Below are 17,693 nucleotides of genomic sequence, written 5' to 3' on the forward strand. Positions count from 1 at the left end.
TCGCTTCTCCCATTACTTCGCCTCCTCCTCGAACAGGGTCTTGATGCGATCGATCATGGCCGGAATGACGCCATCGCGGCGCAGCCGCTCGGCGACCGTTCGGCGCGCCAGATGCTCGATCGGGTCGGTGAGGCGCTTCTCGTGCGCCTTCGCGGCCTTGAAGGCGCAGGGGACGGTGATCGTATCCCGGAAGAGGTCCGCGACGTCGAGCACGAAGCTCTGGCCCGAATCCTCGTGGATGAATCCGAGCTGCGGGATCGTCGCGGTCGCTGCGACGGCGATCGCGGCCGCCCCTTCCACTGCCGAGGCGGCATGGTTGAGCGCCTGGTTCGGGATGTCGGCCGCGTTCGGGTTCTGACGGTCGTAACGGCGGCCCTGCCAGCGGATGCCATGGCGCTCCGCGGCCTGACGGTAGATCTCCTTCACGCGCGCGCCCTCGATGCCGCGCAGCACCGCGATGTCGCGATGCGGCAGGACCTCGCCGAGCCGCAGGGCGTACATTCGGCGCGCCACCTTCATGCGATGGCCTGTGGCATCCGCCCAGGCCATCGCCTGCCGGCGTGCCAGCGCGGAGGTATCGGGCAGGAGCGGCTGGGCCGTGTAGAAGCGCACGCCGCCCTCCCCGATCGCGGCAAGGCCCGTATTGTGGCGCGCCAGGATACGCAGGGCATCGTGGCTCACCGTCGAGCCCGGCCCGAGCAGGACCATGGACAGTGCCTGATGCGGGATGCGGTAGTCGACGGCCTCGACCGTTTCGCTGCCGGCCGCGACGAAGCGCAGGCAGCCGTCCTCCACCGTGAGGGCGCCGCGGTCGAGCCAGACGAGACCGTGCCGGTCGGCGTGCGGCTGGCGTGCAGTCTCGAGCCCGAGGCGTCCCTTCAGCATGGTGCTACCCTGGCGGCTTGAGCAAAAGCATTCCGAACCCGAAGGCGCGGTGACGACCGATGCCGCGCGCGAGCAGGGCCGCGAAGGCTTCGGGGTCTCGGATGGCGAGCACCCCGGTCACGGTCGCATCCGGGTGGCCGGCGGCGCCCTTCATCGTCGCGCTCGGGGGAGGGATCTGCGTCAGGTGCCGGTCCCGGTCGCGGCGCAAGCTGCGGGTGAGGCGGAAGGTGTCGAGGCTCGCCCCCTCCAGCTCGGCGCCGCCGGCCGAGAAGTGGCGCGCCAGCCAGTCCCGGTAGACCTCGCTGCGACCGAACGGGGCCGGCTGTCCCTCGTAAGGGTCCAGGGCTGCCAGGTAGGCGTCCTGCTCACGCGTCCGGGTGCGGTCGCCGTCGCGGTCGCGGCGGACCGTCGGGCGGATGCGGGTGCGGAAGCCCAACCGCATCCCGGCCGGAAACCGGTCCGGCATGATCTTGGCCGCCAGCCCGCCGAGGCCCAGCACCTCGGCGACCTCCGGCTCCGCGAAGGCGGCGGCGTGCGCGCGCAGGTTCGCAACGTCCCCGGTGATGTAGCCGAGGAGCTGCGGGCCTGAGTCGGTCCCCGGCCGCTCGCGCCGGCGCGGGGGATCGACCAGCACGAAGGGTTTCGGGGCGTGCGCGCCGAAGGCGGCCGCGAGGATCGCGTGGAGCGCGTACCCGAGATCGTCCGGTCCGTGGGCCGCGACCAGCTTGCGGCGCTCGGCCCAGCGCAGGAGCGGACCCAGGGCGGGTCGCATCTGGAGGAGAGTCAGAGTCATGCTGCTGCCCCCGGTCGCGGCACGGCCCGCGCGATGGCCCGCACGCGCACGAGCCGGTGACCGCCATGAACGCCCGAGCGCCAGTTGCGCGCGTCGGTCACCGGGCGGACGTGATCGCCCGGCGCAGCCGGCTCGGATGCGGGCAGCATGATGCGCAGGGTCGGGTCGCTGTCCTCCGCCGGCGGCAGGAGGCCGAGCGCCGCCAGCAGGCTTTCCGCGTCGACGATGCGGCGCTCGGCCCGCTCGTCGAGGAGCGGCCGCGACGGCAGGCAGGGCTTGCGGCCGAGGAAGAGCGGTCTTTCAGGCTGGAGCAGCGCGGTCACGAGATCGTCGAGGGTCGGCGTCGCCTCGGAGGGGGTCAGCCGCAGGGCGACGGCGCAGGAGACGTCGCAATCGTAGTCGCGGCGGCGCAGATGCGGCCCGGCATAGCTGCCCGCCCCGCCGGCCCGGCCCTCCGGCCGCCCGCGGGTCGTCCAGCCGCGGTCGTCCTTGTCGAGCTGCACGGTCTGGAAGTCGGTGATGCGAGCGCCGGCGCGGTCGAGCCGGGCGGCGAAGACGAGGCGGTCCTGCAGGGCCTGGAGCCGCTCCGCTTCGCCGCGGCGGTAGCCGAGCGCGTTGGCGAGAAGCCCCGTCAGCAGCGAGGCGCCGGGAAAGTCCGCGAGCACGCCGCGGGCATCGACCACCTCGCCGCCGAAGGCGAGGAGCGGCGCTTCGAGGCGCAGGAGGAGGAAGCGCGGCATCACTCCCCCTTCCCCGCGCGCACTTGCCCCGCGGCCCAGGCGGCGAGGCCGTCGAGGGTCGTTTGCTCGCCGAAGCCCGGCGCCTCGACTTGCGGAGCGGGCGCCTCGACCACCGAGAGGTGCGCGCGCTCCTCCTTTGTCCCGTAGGCGCCGTCGAACCGGGCGAGGCAGCCGGCCATGGCGGCCACGGCCTCCGCCGCCAGGTCGCCGTCGCGCCGCAGCGGCACGGCCTTGCGGAAAGCGCCGGCCAACGTGCGCGGCTGGTGCGATCCGGCCTCGACCAGCATCAGGTCGGCGTAGGCGTAAGGGGCGGTCGAGCCCTTCTTGGCGCCGGGGGAGACGGTGGCGATCAGGTGGACGAGGTGCTCGACGACCTTGGCGGCGAGGTCGGCGTCACCCGCGAGATTGGAGACCAGCAGCGGCACGTCGACCACCACGTAGCCGTAATAGAGGCCGGAGGTGAGTTCGGTGTCGAAGATGCCGCCGGAGCCGACCTCGCCGGCCGCGACCCGCAGGTCGTCGACGACCGTGAAGTAGTCGCTCTCGCTCTCCTGGGCGTGGACCGTGAAGGCGTGCGCGACGTGGATCGCCGCGTCGGTGTTGGCGTCGGGATCGGAGGTGACCATCCGGCCGAACAGGGCGGCCTCCAGGCCGGCGGCGAGTTTTCCGGCGCTCGCCAGCATGGCGGCGAGGTTCGCCTTGCCGGTGCCCTTGGCGAGCCGCGCGTCGATCTCGGCCTCGGCCGACTTGGCGTCCTTGGCGGCAGCCGCCTCGGCCCCGATCCGGGCCAGGTAGTCGATCTCGGGCCGGCCGAGGAGGAGGGCCTGCCGGTCGGGGATCTTGGCGCTGTTCTTGCCGTAGAGGTGCTTCACCAGGGCGGCGCCGACCGCCTCGACGACCTCGGGCGCACCGGACATCTCGGGCAGGATGCATCGCTCGACGATCTCGCGCGAACGGACGCCCATCGGCGCGCCGATCCCCTTGAGCGCCCAGGCATCCTCGGCGAGGCGCCAATGCCGCTTCAGGCTCTGCGACGACACCCGCGTGCGCACCGCGCCGCCATAGGGCAGCCGCTTGGCAAGGCCGGCATCGTCCCGGTTCAGCAGCACGGCCGGGTAGGAGGCGAGGCTGTGGATCTGCAGGAAGCGGGTCACGCGGTCTCTCCGGGGGACGAGGATGAGGGGGCAGTGTCGGATTCGGCGGTGGCCTCGGCCCGGTAGTAGCCGCGGGCGATGCGGTGGCGGACGGACTGGGCCCACTCGTCCTCGGGATAGCGGGCCGAGGCGACGAGGTCGGCGACGGCGAGCACCGGCAGCCGCTTGCCCGCGGAGACGAGGAACCGGACGGTGCGGGGCAGCGCGACCCGCAGGTCGTCGGCGGTCGCGTCGAGCAGGATCGAGAAGCGGCGCTCGCTCAACCCGGCCTCGAACAGGGCGCGGCCGAGCTGGCGTTGTGCGTGGCGCGACCGCTCGGCCCAGAACCGCCCCCGCGCCTCGGCGTCCGTCTCGGGCGGCTCGTCCTCGCGGCGTGGGAAGGACAGGTGGTCGGGCGCGGCGAGCGCGAGCGCGTGGATGACGAGCGCCCAGGCCGGAAAGCCGGCCTCCCCCACCTCCGTCTCGAAAGTGTGCCGGGCCAGCAGCCGATGCAGGGTCGGCTCGGCGAGCGCCCCGCTCGGATCGAGCCGCCGCAGCTCGGCCAGAGGGCCGGCGCCGAAGCGGTCCTCGTGCGTCAGCGGGGCGGCAATCCGGGCGGCGATCTCGGCGATGCGGCGGGGCGGCGGGTCTCCTCCGGCGGGATCAGGCTGCGTCGTCACGCTTCGGCTCCGGGAAGAATTGCGGCAGGTCGGTCTTCGGGTTGCGCGCGCCAGCCCAGAATACCGCTTCGGCCCGGACCAGCGCACGCCAGCGCCGCCCCACCGCCTTCGACAGGCCGGCATCGGCTTCCTTGAGGAGGTGCCGGGCGACCTCGCGCACGAGGCGCTGCACCCAGGCCTTGCGGACGGCCTCGGGATCGGCCTCCGGCTCGAACTCGGCCCAGAGATCCTCGAAAAACGAGACGTCCACCGCGCGGTCGAACCGCGTAAGGAGGTCCCGCGCGCGGGCATTCGCGCCCTTGTCCTGGTAATCGACCGTCTCGGGCCCGTTCTGGAACAGGGCGAGCAAGGCCGGCTTCAGGACGCGGTTCTGGATCTCGGCGGCGAGGGTCACCCGCTCGGTCGCGGCGTGCCCGATGGCGTCGGCGGCGCGGTTGCGCATCGCCCGGTAGACGGTGCGGCTGATCGGGATGTCCCGCTCGTGCAGGCCCTCGGTCTTGCCCTGTCCCCGGGTCAGCGCCCGCGCCCGGATGACGAGGCCCTCCTCGGCGTCGGTGGGCACCATCTCGGCGAGGAAGGGCAGCACGTGTCCGTCCCGCCCGAAGAGCAGCCGCACCATGCGCCGGTAATGGAAGCCCCCGGCATCGACGGTGAGGATCTTGATCCCGTCCTTGTCGGAGACCATCGGCGCCCAGGGGTCGCCGGGGGCGCCGCCCGGGATCGGGACGATGCGCGGCACCTTCGAGCCCCCGGCCCGCGCGGCGATCCGGCCGCCCTCGTCCACGAGCCGGACCCGCCGGCAGATCTCGATGTAGAGCGGGTCGAGTTCAGATGGTTGCAGCGAGGTCGCGCCGTCCCACGGGTGCAGCCAGACGAGCCCGAGGCCGCCTTCGGCCGCGTAGACGGGTGGGACGTCGTCGGTCCTGCGGCGCGCGACCAGGGCCTCGACGTCGCGCCGGACTGGCGAGACCGGGCCGGTCGTTGGCACGACACTGAAGGCCGGCCGGTTGGCAAAGCCCCCATTCATCCGGGAAATCCCGTAATTGCCCGCGCCGAGGAAGCCTTCGGTGGTCTGCAAGGCCACGAGGGCGAACAACCAGTCGTCCGGCTCCACCGCCATCATCACCTCGCTCTTGAGGTCGTGGTTCTTCGAGGTGACCAGCATGTCGAGCGCGTCCGGCGTCGGGACGGCATTCTTCAGGTTCGTCAGCCCGCCTGGAATCGGCGGTTGCAGCAACGCCGGCTTGTCCGGTGGAGCGACGAGGCACCAGGGTTCGTCGTTCGGGAAGTCGGGGGTGAGCCCGCGCAGCAGGCCACACCACGTTTCCTCGTCCTCCGGCATCGCCTCGCGTCCGGCGCGGATAAGCGCGAGGGCGCCGAGTTGCACCAGGAAGGCGTGCCAGGCGTGGCGTTGGTGCGGACGAAGGGCTGGGAAGGCGGAGATGTCGTTTTGGGCGAGGCTTGTGAGAACGCCTGGTAGCGTCTTTGTTTCGCTGCCATATACAGAAGTCACCCGAATCATTTTTTTAGAAATCGCATTGACGCTTAACATCGCAAGCCCGGCCGGATATAATGTGATGTATGAGATCTTTATATTTCATTTTTACATGATGTCAAACCCCATAAATGTGGAGATTTGTGTTGACTTCATTACCTTTGATGCCAAAATCCAGCTAATCCGCATTGGAGGCAATTTAAGTTAGTCTATGAAGGTGTGAGCCTTGCGGCAGAGTGGGAGGCTTTGTCGGCTCCGTCCTCCTACACCGTATGCGTCAGCCGCTCGCTCGATCATACAAGATAACTAGCTTGCGTGATTTAGCGACAGTAAATAATGCTTGACCGTAAAGCGCGTAATGGGTATCGCTATCAGGCGTAGGACGGCAACACATGCTGAGCCCGTTTCAGAATCCTTTCGCTCCAACCCGACAAGAGCGGCGCGCCCTTCGACGTGGCGTTGTAATTTTAAAGCGGTTCCTTCAAACGCGCCACCAAATCCGGTGTAACTTGCCATTCCCGAACGTGCGCCGGATTGGCCCCGGTTTGGACACTCCGCGACCAGAGCACTGGCATTACAAGACTTTCGTTGATACATAGCACGTCTCCGCCTTGTCGGAGATGGCCCCTAGCTCGCGTGTTGTAGCGAGAGTTAGATTCCCCCGCCCACGCGGGGATCACGCGTTCCGCCTCAGTCCGAACCGGTCATACGTAAACACGCTCGGACCGAGGCGGAACGTGAAGCCGTTTCCCTGACCTAGAGTTTCTAAAAGATCTGGTTGAGCGTCAACAGGGATCTTCTCGGCCACGTGGTGCGGCAGCTTCAGCGACGGCACCGGCTGGCCGAACGGGCTTATCGGGAGCGGCTGCCCCTCCGCCCCGAACGCGACGTGCCGATCGGCGGCGCCGAGGCGCGTGGCGATGGTCTCGTCGGACTCGATTCGGAAATCCGTGAAGGGATGGTCGAATTGCAAGCGTGCGTTCTCGGCGGCGGTGAGATCGGCGAAGTGGCGGCCGGTGCGCCGGTTGAAATGCGGCCGCCAGGCCGGGTCTTCGGCGATCAGCTCCGCTTCGATGGCTGCCAGGGCGTCGGGATGGGTCGCGGCCTCGACGAGGCGGCGGTTCATCGCAGGAATTGTCCAGATCGGCTCGGCCTCGACGAGGCGCCGGGTCAGTTCGAGGATGCGCAGGTCCGTGTAGATGCCGCCGGTCCGGCCGGACCCGAGCCCGTAGGCGTGCAGGCCGGGCCGGTAAAGCTCCCGCGCCGCCGGAACGAGCACGATCGCCCGCGGTACGGCGTAGCCCTCCGGGCGGGACCGGTCGGCATGGCGATGGAGGCGGCCGATTCGCTGCAGCAGCACGTCTATCGGGCAGAGATCGGTGACGAGCAGGTCGGCATCGAGGTCGAGGGATTGCTCCAGGGTCTGCGTGCCAATGACGATGCGGCCCCCGTCCGGGCGCTCGCGCCCGATCGCGGCCTCGACAGCCGCGTCGAGGAGGCGCCGGTCGGGTTCGGCGAAGCGGGAATGGTGCAGCGTCGCGATGGACCGCCCGTCGGCGTGCGGCGCCCGGAACAGCAGCGCGCCGTCCGGTGCCGTCGCCTGCCCCTCCAGGGCCGCTTGCGTGAGGAGCGCCTGGCCGACCGTATTGCGGATGATCAGGACCTTGGCGCCGGCGCAGGCCGCCGCGAGGCTCAGCGCCGCGATCGCCGCGGGATCGTCCAGGATCGTGCGAGCCTCCAGGTGGACGGTCTTTCCCGCGCCGATCGAGCCGAGCGGCTGGCGGTGCTCGACGCCGTCCTCGCACCAGCTCAAGGCCGGGTAGTCCACCGCATCGGCCTCCGCTCGGTCCGGGACCGTCGCGGCCCCGAGCAGGCGCGCGCGGGCGCCCGCACCGAGCGTCGCCGACAGGAGCAGTGCGTGGCCGCCCGCCCCGACATGGAAGCGCAGCAGATTCGCGAGCAGGCGCTCCATGTAGGCGTCGGAGGCGTGGACCTCGTCGACCACCAGGAGCTTGTTCAGGAGCGAGACGGCGCGCAGATGCGCGTGTTTCACCCGCACCGCGCCGAGCAGCGCCTGGTCGATCGTGCCGACGGCGATCGAAGCCGCAAGGTATCGTTTCGGATGCTCGGCGGCCCAACGGACCGCACGATCGCCGTCGTCGCTCCATTGCACGTCGAAATCGGGCAGGCGGGCACCCTCCGCCTCGTCGACGCGCATCTGGCCCGGGACCGCCCGGACGACGGCCGGCCGCTGGTGCGGCGGAAAGACGTTGTCCCGGAATCGCTTGACCCGTTCGAAGATCTGCGTGGCCGCGACGCGGGTCGGCAGCGCGAAGTAGAGGCCGTCGATGGCGCCTTGGCGAAAGAGCTCGCTGAAGCGCCACAGGGCAGCCTCGGTCTTGCCAGAGCCGGTCTCAGCCTCGAGCACCAGCAGCCGCGCGCGATGCCGCGCCGTCTCGGCCTGGATCGGCCTCGCCACGAAAGGCGGCCGGCCAGGTTGCGCGAAAGCCTGCGCGAAGCTGGCTCCGACCCGGCACGCGGCGGCGCGCGCGGGCCGCGCATCGAGGCCGGTCGCGGAGAGGACGACGCTCGAACGGGCTTGCGCGAACGCCATCCGGTCCTCGGGCCGGCCCTCGTCGAAGGGAAAGAAGTCGGGTGACGGGTTCGAGCCGAGCCAGTCGGCCAGCATCAGGAGTCCCGCGAAGGCGTGCTGGAAGGCTGCTTGGTCGGGCAGCGGGCTCGCGTCGGCGAGGGCGTTCCCGAACCAGGCGTCGAGCGCCGCCCGCATCGGCGCGAGCTTGGCCACGGGGTCGTCGGGCCCGTCCCGCCACTGCGCCGAGGCATCCCTGACATCGGCTTGACGTTCCCCGCCGCCGAGGGCCCAGGGGCGCCCATCGTGAGCGAACACCGCGTGGAACAGGCCCGGATTGTCGCCTGGAAGCCATGCTGCAACCCGGTCGAGCCCGAGCCTCATGCAGAGGCGGTCGCACACGGCCTCCGCGCCGCGGCGAATGGAGAACACCCAGGCGAGTTCATCGATATGGCCGACCCGCAGCGCGTCGGCGTCCGATCGGGCCTGGAAGCCGCGATTGGCCTTGCCGATGTCATGAAGGAAGGCGAGTGCCGAGAGCTTGGCTGAGATCGCCGCAGCGTCTGCTTCGTCTACCCGACCGAGCCGCTGCAGGCGGGTACCGATCAGCGGCAGATCCAGCAGTGCTGCCAGTGCTGCGCTCACATCGGCTGAATGCCCGACCAGGGAATGCCATCGTCCCGCGGCATCGCGTTTCGCCCAAAGAACGTCCTGCGAAAAGACGCTCATGCTTCGCCCTTCAAGGTCCATGTGCAATGATGAGGCTATGGGCCTATGATTTTAACAATCGCCTGTCTTCATCGGAAATCTGCGATTGCTGATCACCGCGGCCGTCCTGTGCGTTTGAAAGGGCATTCTACGAGAATTTCCCAGGACGGCGCAACTTCGCTCCAGCCCAAGCGGGTTGTTCTTGTTCAGGCGTTGCAAATCGTTGCGAGCCACCCCCTGATGAGAGCAGAGAAAGCCTGCCACTGCCGGGAGGACCGATATAGGTGCCGTCATCAAAGCCGCTCGCCGGCGATCCAGAATTCATGGCAAATTGATTGTCGAGGGTGCAGGATATTTTTCACGGTAAGATTGTTTTAAATTATATTTTTTAGATACAAAATAAATCATATCTCGCATTTCAGGCAAGATTTATTGGATAATGTGGTATATTATCAGGTATTGATGCCGTCACTATGGCCTGTTGTCGCTTGAGCGTATTGCGGCGGTGAGGGTTTCCCCGCTCTGACGGAGGAGATGCGATGCTGACGGACGCGCAATGGGCCGAGTTGGAGCCGCTGGTCGAAGCCTGCCGGCCGAAAGGCAAGACCCCGCCTCAGGGGCTGCGCCGGACCAACTCGGCCATCCTCTGATGGCATCGGAACGGGGCCGCCTGGCGCGCCATCCCGGCCGGGCTTGGACCCTGGTGGCACACCGCCCAGATCTTCAACCGTTGGGCGCGCGCCGGCGTCTGGGAGCACCTCCTCGACCTCGCGCAGGCCTGCGGCGTCGCCCTCGGCATGGTGTTTCTCAACGGCACGAACATCCGGGCTCACCAGAAGGCGGCCACGCCGTGACCAAAAGCGGGGCGGAGCCGAGCGAGACGATCGTGAAGCTCCTGGCCGCTCGCATGGCGGCTCAGGCACCAAGGCTTGCGTGATCGCCGACGGGCGAGGCCGCCCCGTCGGCTTCCGCCTCGCGCTCGGTCAGGCGCACGAACTGGCGCACGCCCTCCCGCTGCTCGATCATCGTCCGGGCACGCCCGAACGGGTCGTGGCCGATCGCGGCTGTTCCAGCCATGGCTTCCGCGAGGCGATCTGGACTGCCGGAGCACGGCCGGTAATCCCGACCAAGAGCAACGCGACTCCCGTCGCCTGTCCAGCCTGGATCGACGACAAATGCAACATCGTCGAACGCCTGTGGGCACGCCTGAAGGAACGGCGCGCCATCGACACGCGCTACGAAAAGACCGCTGTCAGCTTCAAGGGCGTCCTCTGCCTCCCCTCCACACTGCTGTGGATCAATTGACAACAGACCCGAGTACCCCGCTCATTGAGAGGTCCGCTTCGAACGAAATGGGACCTCGCCGGGGCGGCTACGACATCACCCTCCGATGGCGTCCGCGAGTCGCAGGGCCATCCAAGACCTACGTCGGCAGGAGGCCCGAGGCGCGGTAGGTCGCGATCAGGGCATCGAACTGCGAGATGTCCGAGCGGCTCCTCGCGTAGAGCTGGGCACCGGACACCGCCGCGAAGATGGCCCGGCCCTGCGCCTCGCCGTCCTCGGGCTTCGCCGCCCTAGCCATGACCAGCACCTTGGCGAGCCAGGCGACGTTGACGTCGGCGAAGCCCTGCGCCTCCCGCTGCACGGCCTCAGGCAGGTCGGCGTATTCCGCCGACATGAAGCTGCACAGGCACAGCCTGTTCCCGTCCTCGAGCGAGCGGCGGAAGGTGCCCGGGTAGAGCCGCAGGCATTCCAGCGGGTCGCCGGTGTCGGCCAGCATCGCGTCGAGTTCGACCGCGATGTCCTCCCAGTAGCGTCGTGCCACGGCCGCGCCGAGATCCGCCTTGCTGGCGAAGTGGTGATAGATGCTCGCCGCCTTGATGCCGACCTCGGCGGCGAGGTCGCGGTAGCTCAAGCCCCCGTAGCCGTGAGCCTGCGCGGTCTTCCTGGCAGCGGCCAGGATCGCCTCCTTCGCGTTCGAACTCACTCCCGCCTCCCCGTCGGCGCAAAAGCCTAACGATCGTTAGTTAGGTATTGACAGCCAAAAAATCCATCCCTAACTTTTGCCTGCCTAACGACAGGTAGGTTAATCGCCATGACCCGGGATATCGTCTTCTCGGACGCCACCGCCCTCGCCGCGCTGGTCCGAACCAGGCAGCTCTCGCCCGTCGAGGTCGTGCGGGTCCACCTCGACCGCATCGAGGCCGTCGACCCGAAGGTCAACGCGATCGTCACCGTCGCGGAGGGGGCGTTGGCCGCTGCAAAGCAGGCCGAGGCCGCGGTGATGGCAGGCGGGGAGCTCGGGCCGCTGCATGGCGTGCCCTTCACGGTGAAGGACTCCATCGACACCGCAGGCGTCATGACCCAGCGCGGCTCGCCGATCTTCAAGGGCCGTGTCCCGGATGCCGACGCGACCAGCGTCGCCCGGCTGAAGAAGGCCGGCGGCATCCTGCTCGCCAAGACCAACCTTCCCGAGTTCTCCTACTGGATCGAGAGCGACAACCTGCTCTCCGGCCGCTCGAACAACCCGTGGGACCTCGACCGCACGCCCGGCGGTTCGAGCGGCGGCGAGTCGGCGGCCATCGCGGCCGGCATGTCGCCGCTGGGGCTCGGCACCGACCTTGCCATCTCGGTGCGCGGCCCGGCCGCCCAGACCGGCATCGTCTCGCTCAAGGCGACCCACGGGCGCGTGCCGATGACCGGCATCTGGCCGCGCGCACCGCGCCGCTTCTGGCACGTCGGCCCGATGGCGCGCTCGATCCGCGACCTCGCGCTCGCCTTCTCGCAACTCGCCGGTCCGGACGGCGAGGACTCCTTCGCGACCAGCACCGTCCCGTTCGACGCTGGCGTCACGACGGATCGCAAGCTGCGCGTCGGCTGGATGGTCGGTCCGGGCTTCGGGCCCATCGACGCGCAGGTCGCGGCGACCGTCCGGTCCGCGGCCGAGGCCCTCAAGGGCGAGGGCCATCACGTGGAGGAGGTGCGCATCCCGGCGCTGGAGCGCGACTTCGCCCTCGACGTGTTCAACAAGCTCCACGTCATGGAGATGAAGCCGGCCTTCCGCCAGGCGACCGCCGGGCACGAGGACCAGATGTACAAGATGGCGAGGACGATGCTGTCGTTGCCCGATACCGCGATGCAAGATTACCTGGCGGCCGAGCAGGCGGCGGAGCGGCTGCGGGACGGCTACGCGACCTACTTCCGGGACTACGACGTTCTCCTGACCCCCGTGCTGCCGGTCCCGGCGCACAAGCACGGCATCACGGAACTCGTCGTCAACGGCGAGACCGTCGACCTGACCTACCTCCAGGGCGCGACCGTGCCGCTCAACGTGACCGGCCTGCCCGGGCTGTCGATGCGCTTCGGGACGAGCCGCGAGGGGCTGCCGATCAACGTGCAGCTGGTGGGAAGCTGGCAGGCGGAGACCACGCTCCTGAACGCCGCGAGGGTGCTGGAACGCGTGAGCCCGGTTCGCGACCGGCATCCGAGCCTCTGAGACCCTCGCGCCTTGGCATCGACACGGCGATGCCAAGGCGTCCGGCGCATCGGCGCCGGCGCCCGTTCGGGCTTGCCTTGCGCCGTCGAACGGATCCGTTCGACGGCGCGGCGGTATGAGACGGGGGTGACCCGTCGGGGAGCGCGCCGCGGTCCCCGGCCAAGGGCAGGTCCGGGAGGAAGCCTGACCGACAAGGTTCAGGAGATGTCCCAAATGACTGGCATCCCAGCGTTTGGCCGCGGCCTGCCCCAAGACCGACCTGTCCATGCGCATCGAAGGCAGCATCGAGCCGGAATTGATGCTGGACCTTGCTGCCCGCAACGGCAGGACGCTCCGTTGGGACACGCCGGAAGCCCGGCGGGGCGCCTGCCGTTTCGAGAACCTCCACCCGTTCCTCGACTTGGTACTTCGAGGGCTGCAAGGTCGTGGCGACGGAGAGAGACGTCCACGACGTGACCCGCGCCTACCTGCGAGGACGGCGTCGTCCGCGCCGAGAAGGTCATCGGTCCGCAGAGCTTCACCGAGCGTGGGCCTCCGATCGAGGCGCCGATGTCGGGCGTGCTCCCCGCCCTGGCGGAGGCGCGCCGCGCGCACGGCATGAGCGTCGGCCTGATGATCAGCGTCCATCGCCACCGGACCGAGCCGGATGCCGTCGCCGTGCCGGACCAGGTCATGCCGTGGACGGACGACATTGTCGGTATCGGCATCGGCGGCGCCGAAGTCGGCAATCCGCCCTCCAGGTTCGCCCGCTTCCTCCAGGCCGCCCGCGAGCGCGGCGTTCGCACCACCGTCCATGCCGGCGAGGAAGGCCCGGCCGCGCGGTCGCCGCCGCGACGGGCCCCGGCTCGCCCCGCCGCGCGACGGTATGGTGACCTTAACCCTTCGGTCGGCATAGACTGCTCTGCCGGAGGTGATCCCGATGCTGCTGTTCGTGTTCGTGGCGATTGCCGGTGGTCTCGCGACAGGGGCCGTCATGGCGCCGTTCGGGCCGCTGACCGCCGCCCTCGCCGTCCCGCTGGGGGGCAGCCTCTGCGCGGCTCTGGCGGCTCTGGTCGTCTTGCGGCTGCGCGGGCCGGACTTCGTGTCCGACGCCGACCGGGACGCGCAGACCGACGCCCTGGTGGCCGGCCTGCGCGGCATCGCCGATCACGCGCGCCGCCGGGACGCCGCGCCGCCGGAGCGCGGGTCGGCCGGGCGGCACGTCGCCTGACCGGCCGGGGCGCGGCTGCGACGCACCGGAACGCGGTCTTTAGCTCGTCGGCCGGCGGATCCGGGCTCACCCGCCTGACGGCTTGACGAACTTCGCCTTGCCGCGGAGCGACCACGGCCCCTGCACCCCGTGCTCGGCGCAGAACGCGTCCACGGCACGGCCCACGCCGGGGAACTTGCCGCCGAGGCGGTCGTAATCGTCGGCGATGAACAGGCCGCCGGGGCGCAGGACCGGCCACCACGCCCGGAGATCGGCCGCCACCGAGGCCTCCTCGTGGCCGGCATCGAGATGGATCACGTCGGCGGAGACGCCGCGCAGGCGCATCAGCTCGGCGGCGTTCACCGAATCGAGCGGCAGCGGCACCACCCGGTCGGCCACGCCCTCGCGCAGCATGTTGGCCAGGAAGGTGCGGTAGAGGCTCGGAAAGCCGTTCTCGGTCCGGAGTTCGGAAAACAGCGCCGGGTCGGCCCAGTGGTCGACGGCGCCGAGCCAGGTATCGACCGCGATCACCGTGCCGGGTACCCCGTGCTCGGCCATCATTTTCGCGAGGTAGAGCGTGCTCGCGCCCTTCCAGGTGCCGATCTCGACCACCACGCCGGGGCGCCATTCGCGCACCGCTTCCTCCAGGTAGGGATGCACGCTGCGCCAGCCCTGGAGGTCGAGGGGGCGCAGATCCCCCGGCGGGTCCGCGAAGGGATCGCGGCCGTGCCACAGCGCGTCGAGGATGGTCTGGCGGGTCATGCGGAGGCTCGGGCGATCGGGGAGGGATGGAGGGCGGCGGCGCGAACCTCGGCGTAGAGGGCTTCGCAGCCGTCGAGCCAGCGCGCGCGGGTGAACAGGCGCCGCACGCGCTCGCGCGGGATCGTTCGCGGGATGGCGAGCGCCGCCGGGATCGCCGCCGCGAGGGCGCCCTCGTCCTCGGGCGGCACCAGGCGGCCGGCCTCGCCGACGACCTCCTCGGCCGCGCCCCGGGCGAAGCCCGCGACGGGGAGGCCGCAGGCCATCGCCTCGATCGCCGAAAGGCCGAACGGCTCGTCCCAGCACGGGGTGAGCAGGAACACCGAGGCGCGGGCCAGCTCGGCGGCGAGCGCCGGCCCGGGCAGGTGTCCGCCGTAGCGGATCCCTCCTCCGAGGAACGGGACGATGCGGTCCTCCCAGTAATCCGGCTCCTCGACCGGGCCGAACAGGGTCAGGGGCAGGCCGGCCCGGCGCGCCGCCGCGATGGCGAGGTGCGCCCCCTTCACCGCCGTCAGGCGCCCGCTCCAGACGGCGCTGCCGTCGCCGGTCCCGGCGAAGGGCCAGGCGTCGGGATCGATGCCGTTATGCAGGACATCCGCCTCCGGCGGCGCTCCGTCCGGCCACCAGGCCGCGAGATGCGCCGCCGAGGTCGCGGTGATGCGGTGCGTCGGGCCTGGGCTGTCGTGCACGAACCAGCGCAGCGCGTCGTAGGGCGGCGCGTGGAGCGAGGTGACGGTCGGCACCGCTCGCGTGCGCCGCCGCTCCAGCGGCAACCGGCTCAGGGAGTTGTTGTGCAGGACGTCGAAGCCGCCGGCCGCGATCCGGTCGAGGGCGGCGCTGTAGGCGGCGTCGACATGGGCCCGCAACCCGGCATCGCCCCGGTGCTCCAGGCCGGGGAAGCTCTTCTCATGGTGAACCGGGCTCACCGCGTCGAGGGTGAAGCGCGGGTCGCTGTCGCCGGAGGCGAACAGCACGACCTCGTGGCCGCGCGCCGTCAGCCCCTCGGCGAGGTGCCAGCAATAGGCCTCCAGCCCGCCCGCGAAGGGCGGCGCGATCGGGTGGCGCAGATGGGCGAGGAGTGCGATCCTCACGCGGGGACCGGCTCTTGAACCGTCTCTCGAACCTCCTCTTGCGCCTGCTCCCGCGCCTCGATGGCGCGGATGACCGACGCCGAGTTGTTGTAGGGCTGGTGGCCCTGCTGGCCGGTGAGCGCGAGGTCGCCGGCATCCGGGCGGCGCAGGATGCGGATCGGCCGGTCCGGCGTGTCGTCGATCAGCCCCATCACCCGGAAGGCGTGGAGCCAGTGGCCCATGGTGCGGTAGCCCCATTTGGCCTCGAACAATTCGGCGTTGCGCACCACGCTGTCGAGGTGGTGGACCGGCGGCATGTGGTGGGGGTGGTACTGGTGATAGGCGAGCCCGCCCTTCATCCAGGCGATCGGCAGCCCGCGCTGGTCGAGCAGCTTGCCGAAATCGGTGTCCTCGCCGCCATAGCCGGTATAGCGCTCGTCGAAGCCGCCGGTGGCCAGGAAGGTGGCGCGCCGGATCGCGAAGTTGAGCGACCAGAAGCAGCGATAGTCGTGGCAGATCTCGAGGCCGGAGGCCGGGGGGCCGCGGCGGTCGGAATGCTTCTCGGCCACCGAGGCCAGGTCGTCGTAGGTCCAGTCGCCGAGGGTGGCGCGCTCAGGCAGGTGCAGCACCTCGCCCATCAGCAGGCCGTCGAGGGTGGCGAGCCCTGCTGCGTAATCGGCGACGAGGTCGGGCGCCGGGATGCAATCGACGTCGAGGAACACGACGTCGTCGCCGGTGGCGAGCGCGACGCCGCGGTTGCGCGCGGCGGCGAGCGGCAGGGCCTCGCCCGGCACCCGGATCTGGCGCACCGGGAAGGAGGCCTGCGGCAGGTCGTAGAGGCCGTCCTGCATCACCGCGACGATGAACTCGGCCGGTTTCTGGGTCTGGCGTTCCAGGCCGCGCAGGACGTTGGCGAGGTGCGCGGGCCGGCCCTTGGCCAGGGTCACGACGGAAACGGTGGACATGCGGGCTCTCGGCTCCGGCAAGGTGGACGATACGTGGGAACGGCGAGTTCAGCTGGCCGCGACGACGCGCAGCGGCGCGGCGGCGCCCTGCCACAGCTCGTCGGTCAGCCCTTCGAGCCAGCCGGCGGCGCGGGACGCCGCGTCCGGCGCGTAGAGGTCGCGGAGGGTTCGGCCGTCGAGGGCGCGGGCGCGGGCGAGGAGGTCGCGCCAGCCCTGGAGGTCGCCGGGCCAGATCGGGGCCTGGACGGCGGCGCCGAGGCGCACCAGGGCCTCGGCCTTGCGCGTCTGCTCGCCGAAATAGCGCCATTCCGGCATCACGATCAGCCGGCCGCCGACCCGGGCGACCTCGTGTACCGTGTTGTCCCCGGCCGAGGCGACCACGATGTCGGCCGCCGCCAGGTACTCGGTGACCGAGGGCACCCAGCCGAGCTCGCGCAGGTTGGCGAAATCCGTCTCGTGGCCCTCGCGGTGGGTCGGCCCGAGGGTGAGCCACAGGGCGTCCGGGGCGGCGCGGGCCGCGACGGTGAGCGGCGCGTAGGGCGTGCCGCTGCCCCCGCCGCCGGTCACCGCCACGACGATCTCGCGGTCGGGATCGAGGCCGAGCGTGGCGCGTGCCTCGGCGCGGTCCGGCACCCGGTCGACGCTGGTGCACAGGCCGCCGCTGTAGAAGGTCTTGGCGCGCAAGTGCGCCGGGTAGTCGTCCTGCTCGAGGCGGGCGTCGAACGGCGCCAGCATCCCGACGCTGGCCTCGTAGGACCCGACATGGCCGATATCCTGGCGGTCGCCATGCATGCGGATCTGCACCGCCGGCACGCTGGCGATGCGGGACAGGAGCGCGATCTCGGCCGAGACGTCGACGACGAACAGGCCGATGTCGCGCTCGTCGAGATGGTCGAGGATCCGGCGCATCGTCCGGCGCATCTCGGGCAGGCCGAGGGGCACGCAATGCATCACCTGCGGCGTCGGCTCGGCGTAGAGCCGCGGGGTCGGCACCGTGGCGCCGATCATGTTCGGCAGCGCCACGATCTCGATGTCGCGGGAGAAGCCGTCGAACAGGTGCGGGCCGGCGGTCAGGACCGAGACCGGGCGGTCGCGGGCGAATTCCGCCGCCACCGCCATCGTGCGGTGGGCGTGGCCGCGGCCCTGGTGGTGGACGAAGAACGCGATCGGCTTCTTCATGGTCTCTCGGT

14 protein-coding genes and 2 pseudogenes are annotated in these 17,693 nt (G+C 70.2%); 4 read left to right on the forward strand and 12 right to left on the reverse strand.

Annotated elements, in window-relative coordinates:
• Positions 1 to 12: 12 nt before the first annotated feature.
• The 7 genes from cas1e to cas3 all read right to left on the reverse strand — a co-directional run bounded on the left by cas1e (position 13) and on the right by cas3 (position 9,066).
• Positions 13 to 885, reverse strand: a complete 873-nt coding sequence (gene cas1e / locus FF100_RS13800) for a type I-E CRISPR-associated endonuclease Cas1e (protein WP_139036275.1) — start codon at positions 883 to 885, stop codon at positions 13 to 15.
• 4 nt (positions 886 to 889) lie between these two features.
• Positions 890 to 1,678, reverse strand: a complete 789-nt coding sequence (locus FF100_RS13805) for a type I-E CRISPR-associated protein Cas6/Cse3/CasE (RefSeq protein WP_139036276.1) — start codon at positions 1,676 to 1,678, stop codon at positions 890 to 892.
• A complete protein-coding gene (gene cas5e, locus FF100_RS13810; protein ID WP_139036277.1) occupies positions 1,675 to 2,418 on the reverse strand; it encodes a type I-E CRISPR-associated protein Cas5/CasD in 744 nt (247 codons plus the stop codon). Before cas5e ends, FF100_RS13805 begins: the two co-directional genes overlap by 4 nt.
• Entirely contained in the window at positions 2,418 to 3,572 is a 1,155-nt protein-coding gene (gene cas7e / locus FF100_RS13815; RefSeq protein ID WP_139036278.1) for a type I-E CRISPR-associated protein Cas7/Cse4/CasC, read from the reverse strand. Before cas7e ends, cas5e begins: the two co-directional genes overlap by 1 nt.
• Positions 3,569 to 4,231 carry a type I-E CRISPR-associated protein Cse2/CasB gene (locus FF100_RS13820; protein WP_171070160.1) on the reverse strand — a complete coding sequence of 221 codons (663 nt, stop codon included), beginning with the start codon at positions 4,229 to 4,231 and terminating at the stop codon, positions 3,569 to 3,571. The genes cas7e and FF100_RS13820 overlap by 4 nt, the downstream gene beginning before the upstream one ends.
• Positions 4,215 to 5,783: a type I-E CRISPR-associated protein Cse1/CasA gene (gene casA, locus FF100_RS13825; RefSeq protein WP_139036280.1), complete on the reverse strand. Its 1,569-nt coding sequence runs from the start codon at positions 5,781 to 5,783 to the stop codon at positions 4,215 to 4,217. The genes FF100_RS13820 and casA overlap by 17 nt, the downstream gene beginning before the upstream one ends.
• A 619-nt stretch (positions 5,784 to 6,402) precedes the next feature.
• Positions 6,403 to 9,066 (reverse strand): CRISPR-associated helicase Cas3', encoded by a 2,664-nt coding sequence (cas3, locus tag FF100_RS13830; RefSeq protein ID WP_139036281.1) that lies wholly within the window; start codon positions 9,064 to 9,066, stop codon positions 6,403 to 6,405.
• Between the two features lie 497 nt (positions 9,067 to 9,563).
• Between cas3 and FF100_RS13835 the strand changes: the two are divergent.
• Positions 9,564 to 10,329: pseudogene (locus tag FF100_RS13835) on the forward strand (IS5 family transposase).
• 118 nt (positions 10,330 to 10,447) lie between these two features.
• Here the strand turns inward: FF100_RS13835 and FF100_RS13840 are convergent.
• Positions 10,448 to 11,011, reverse strand: a complete 564-nt coding sequence (locus tag FF100_RS13840; protein WP_139036282.1) for a TetR/AcrR family transcriptional regulator — start codon at positions 11,009 to 11,011, stop codon at positions 10,448 to 10,450.
• Between the two features lie 108 nt (positions 11,012 to 11,119).
• Here FF100_RS13840 and FF100_RS13845 point away from each other — a divergent pair, with 108 nt between their 5' ends.
• From FF100_RS13845 to FF100_RS37820, 3 genes and pseudogenes are all read left to right on the forward strand, one after another.
• Positions 11,120 to 12,520, forward strand: coding sequence for an amidase (locus FF100_RS13845; protein WP_139036283.1), 1,401 nt, complete (start codon positions 11,120 to 11,122; stop codon positions 12,518 to 12,520).
• A gap of 501 nt (positions 12,521 to 13,021) precedes the next feature.
• Positions 13,022 to 13,279, forward strand: a pseudogene (locus tag FF100_RS37815) (adenosine deaminase); the annotation flags it as partial.
• A gap of 160 nt (positions 13,280 to 13,439) precedes the next feature.
• Positions 13,440 to 13,730 carry a hypothetical protein gene (locus FF100_RS37820; protein ID WP_246102076.1) on the forward strand — a complete coding sequence of 97 codons (291 nt, stop codon included), beginning with the start codon at positions 13,440 to 13,442 and terminating at the stop codon, positions 13,728 to 13,730.
• A gap of 66 nt (positions 13,731 to 13,796) precedes the next feature.
• On the opposite strand, the gene FF100_RS13855 is transcribed toward FF100_RS37820, so the two are convergent.
• The 4 genes from FF100_RS13855 to FF100_RS13870 are packed head-to-tail and all read right to left on the reverse strand — an operon-like array spanning position 13,797 to position 17,682.
• Positions 13,797 to 14,471 carry a class I SAM-dependent methyltransferase gene (locus FF100_RS13855; RefSeq protein WP_139036284.1) on the reverse strand — a complete coding sequence of 225 codons (675 nt, stop codon included), beginning with the start codon at positions 14,469 to 14,471 and terminating at the stop codon, positions 13,797 to 13,799.
• The gene (locus tag FF100_RS13860; RefSeq protein WP_139036285.1) at positions 14,468 to 15,559 is read right to left on the reverse strand and encodes a glycosyltransferase; all 1,092 of its coding nucleotides are present in this window, start codon (positions 15,557 to 15,559) and stop codon (positions 14,468 to 14,470) included. The genes FF100_RS13855 and FF100_RS13860 overlap by 4 nt, the downstream gene beginning before the upstream one ends.
• Positions 15,556 to 16,503 (reverse strand): galactosyltransferase-related protein, encoded by a 948-nt coding sequence (locus FF100_RS13865; protein ID WP_139036286.1) that lies wholly within the window; start codon positions 16,501 to 16,503, stop codon positions 15,556 to 15,558. Before FF100_RS13865 ends, FF100_RS13860 begins: the two co-directional genes overlap by 4 nt.
• 48 nt (positions 16,504 to 16,551) lie before the next feature.
• Positions 16,552 to 17,682: a glycosyltransferase gene (locus FF100_RS13870; protein ID WP_139036287.1), complete on the reverse strand. Its 1,131-nt coding sequence runs from the start codon at positions 17,680 to 17,682 to the stop codon at positions 16,552 to 16,554.
• Positions 17,683 to 17,693: the final 11 nt, after the last annotated feature.

It is taken from the genome of Methylobacterium terricola (assembly GCF_006151805.1).
In the GTDB taxonomy this organism is placed as follows: Bacteria; Pseudomonadota; Alphaproteobacteria; order Rhizobiales; family Beijerinckiaceae; genus Methylobacterium; species Methylobacterium terricola.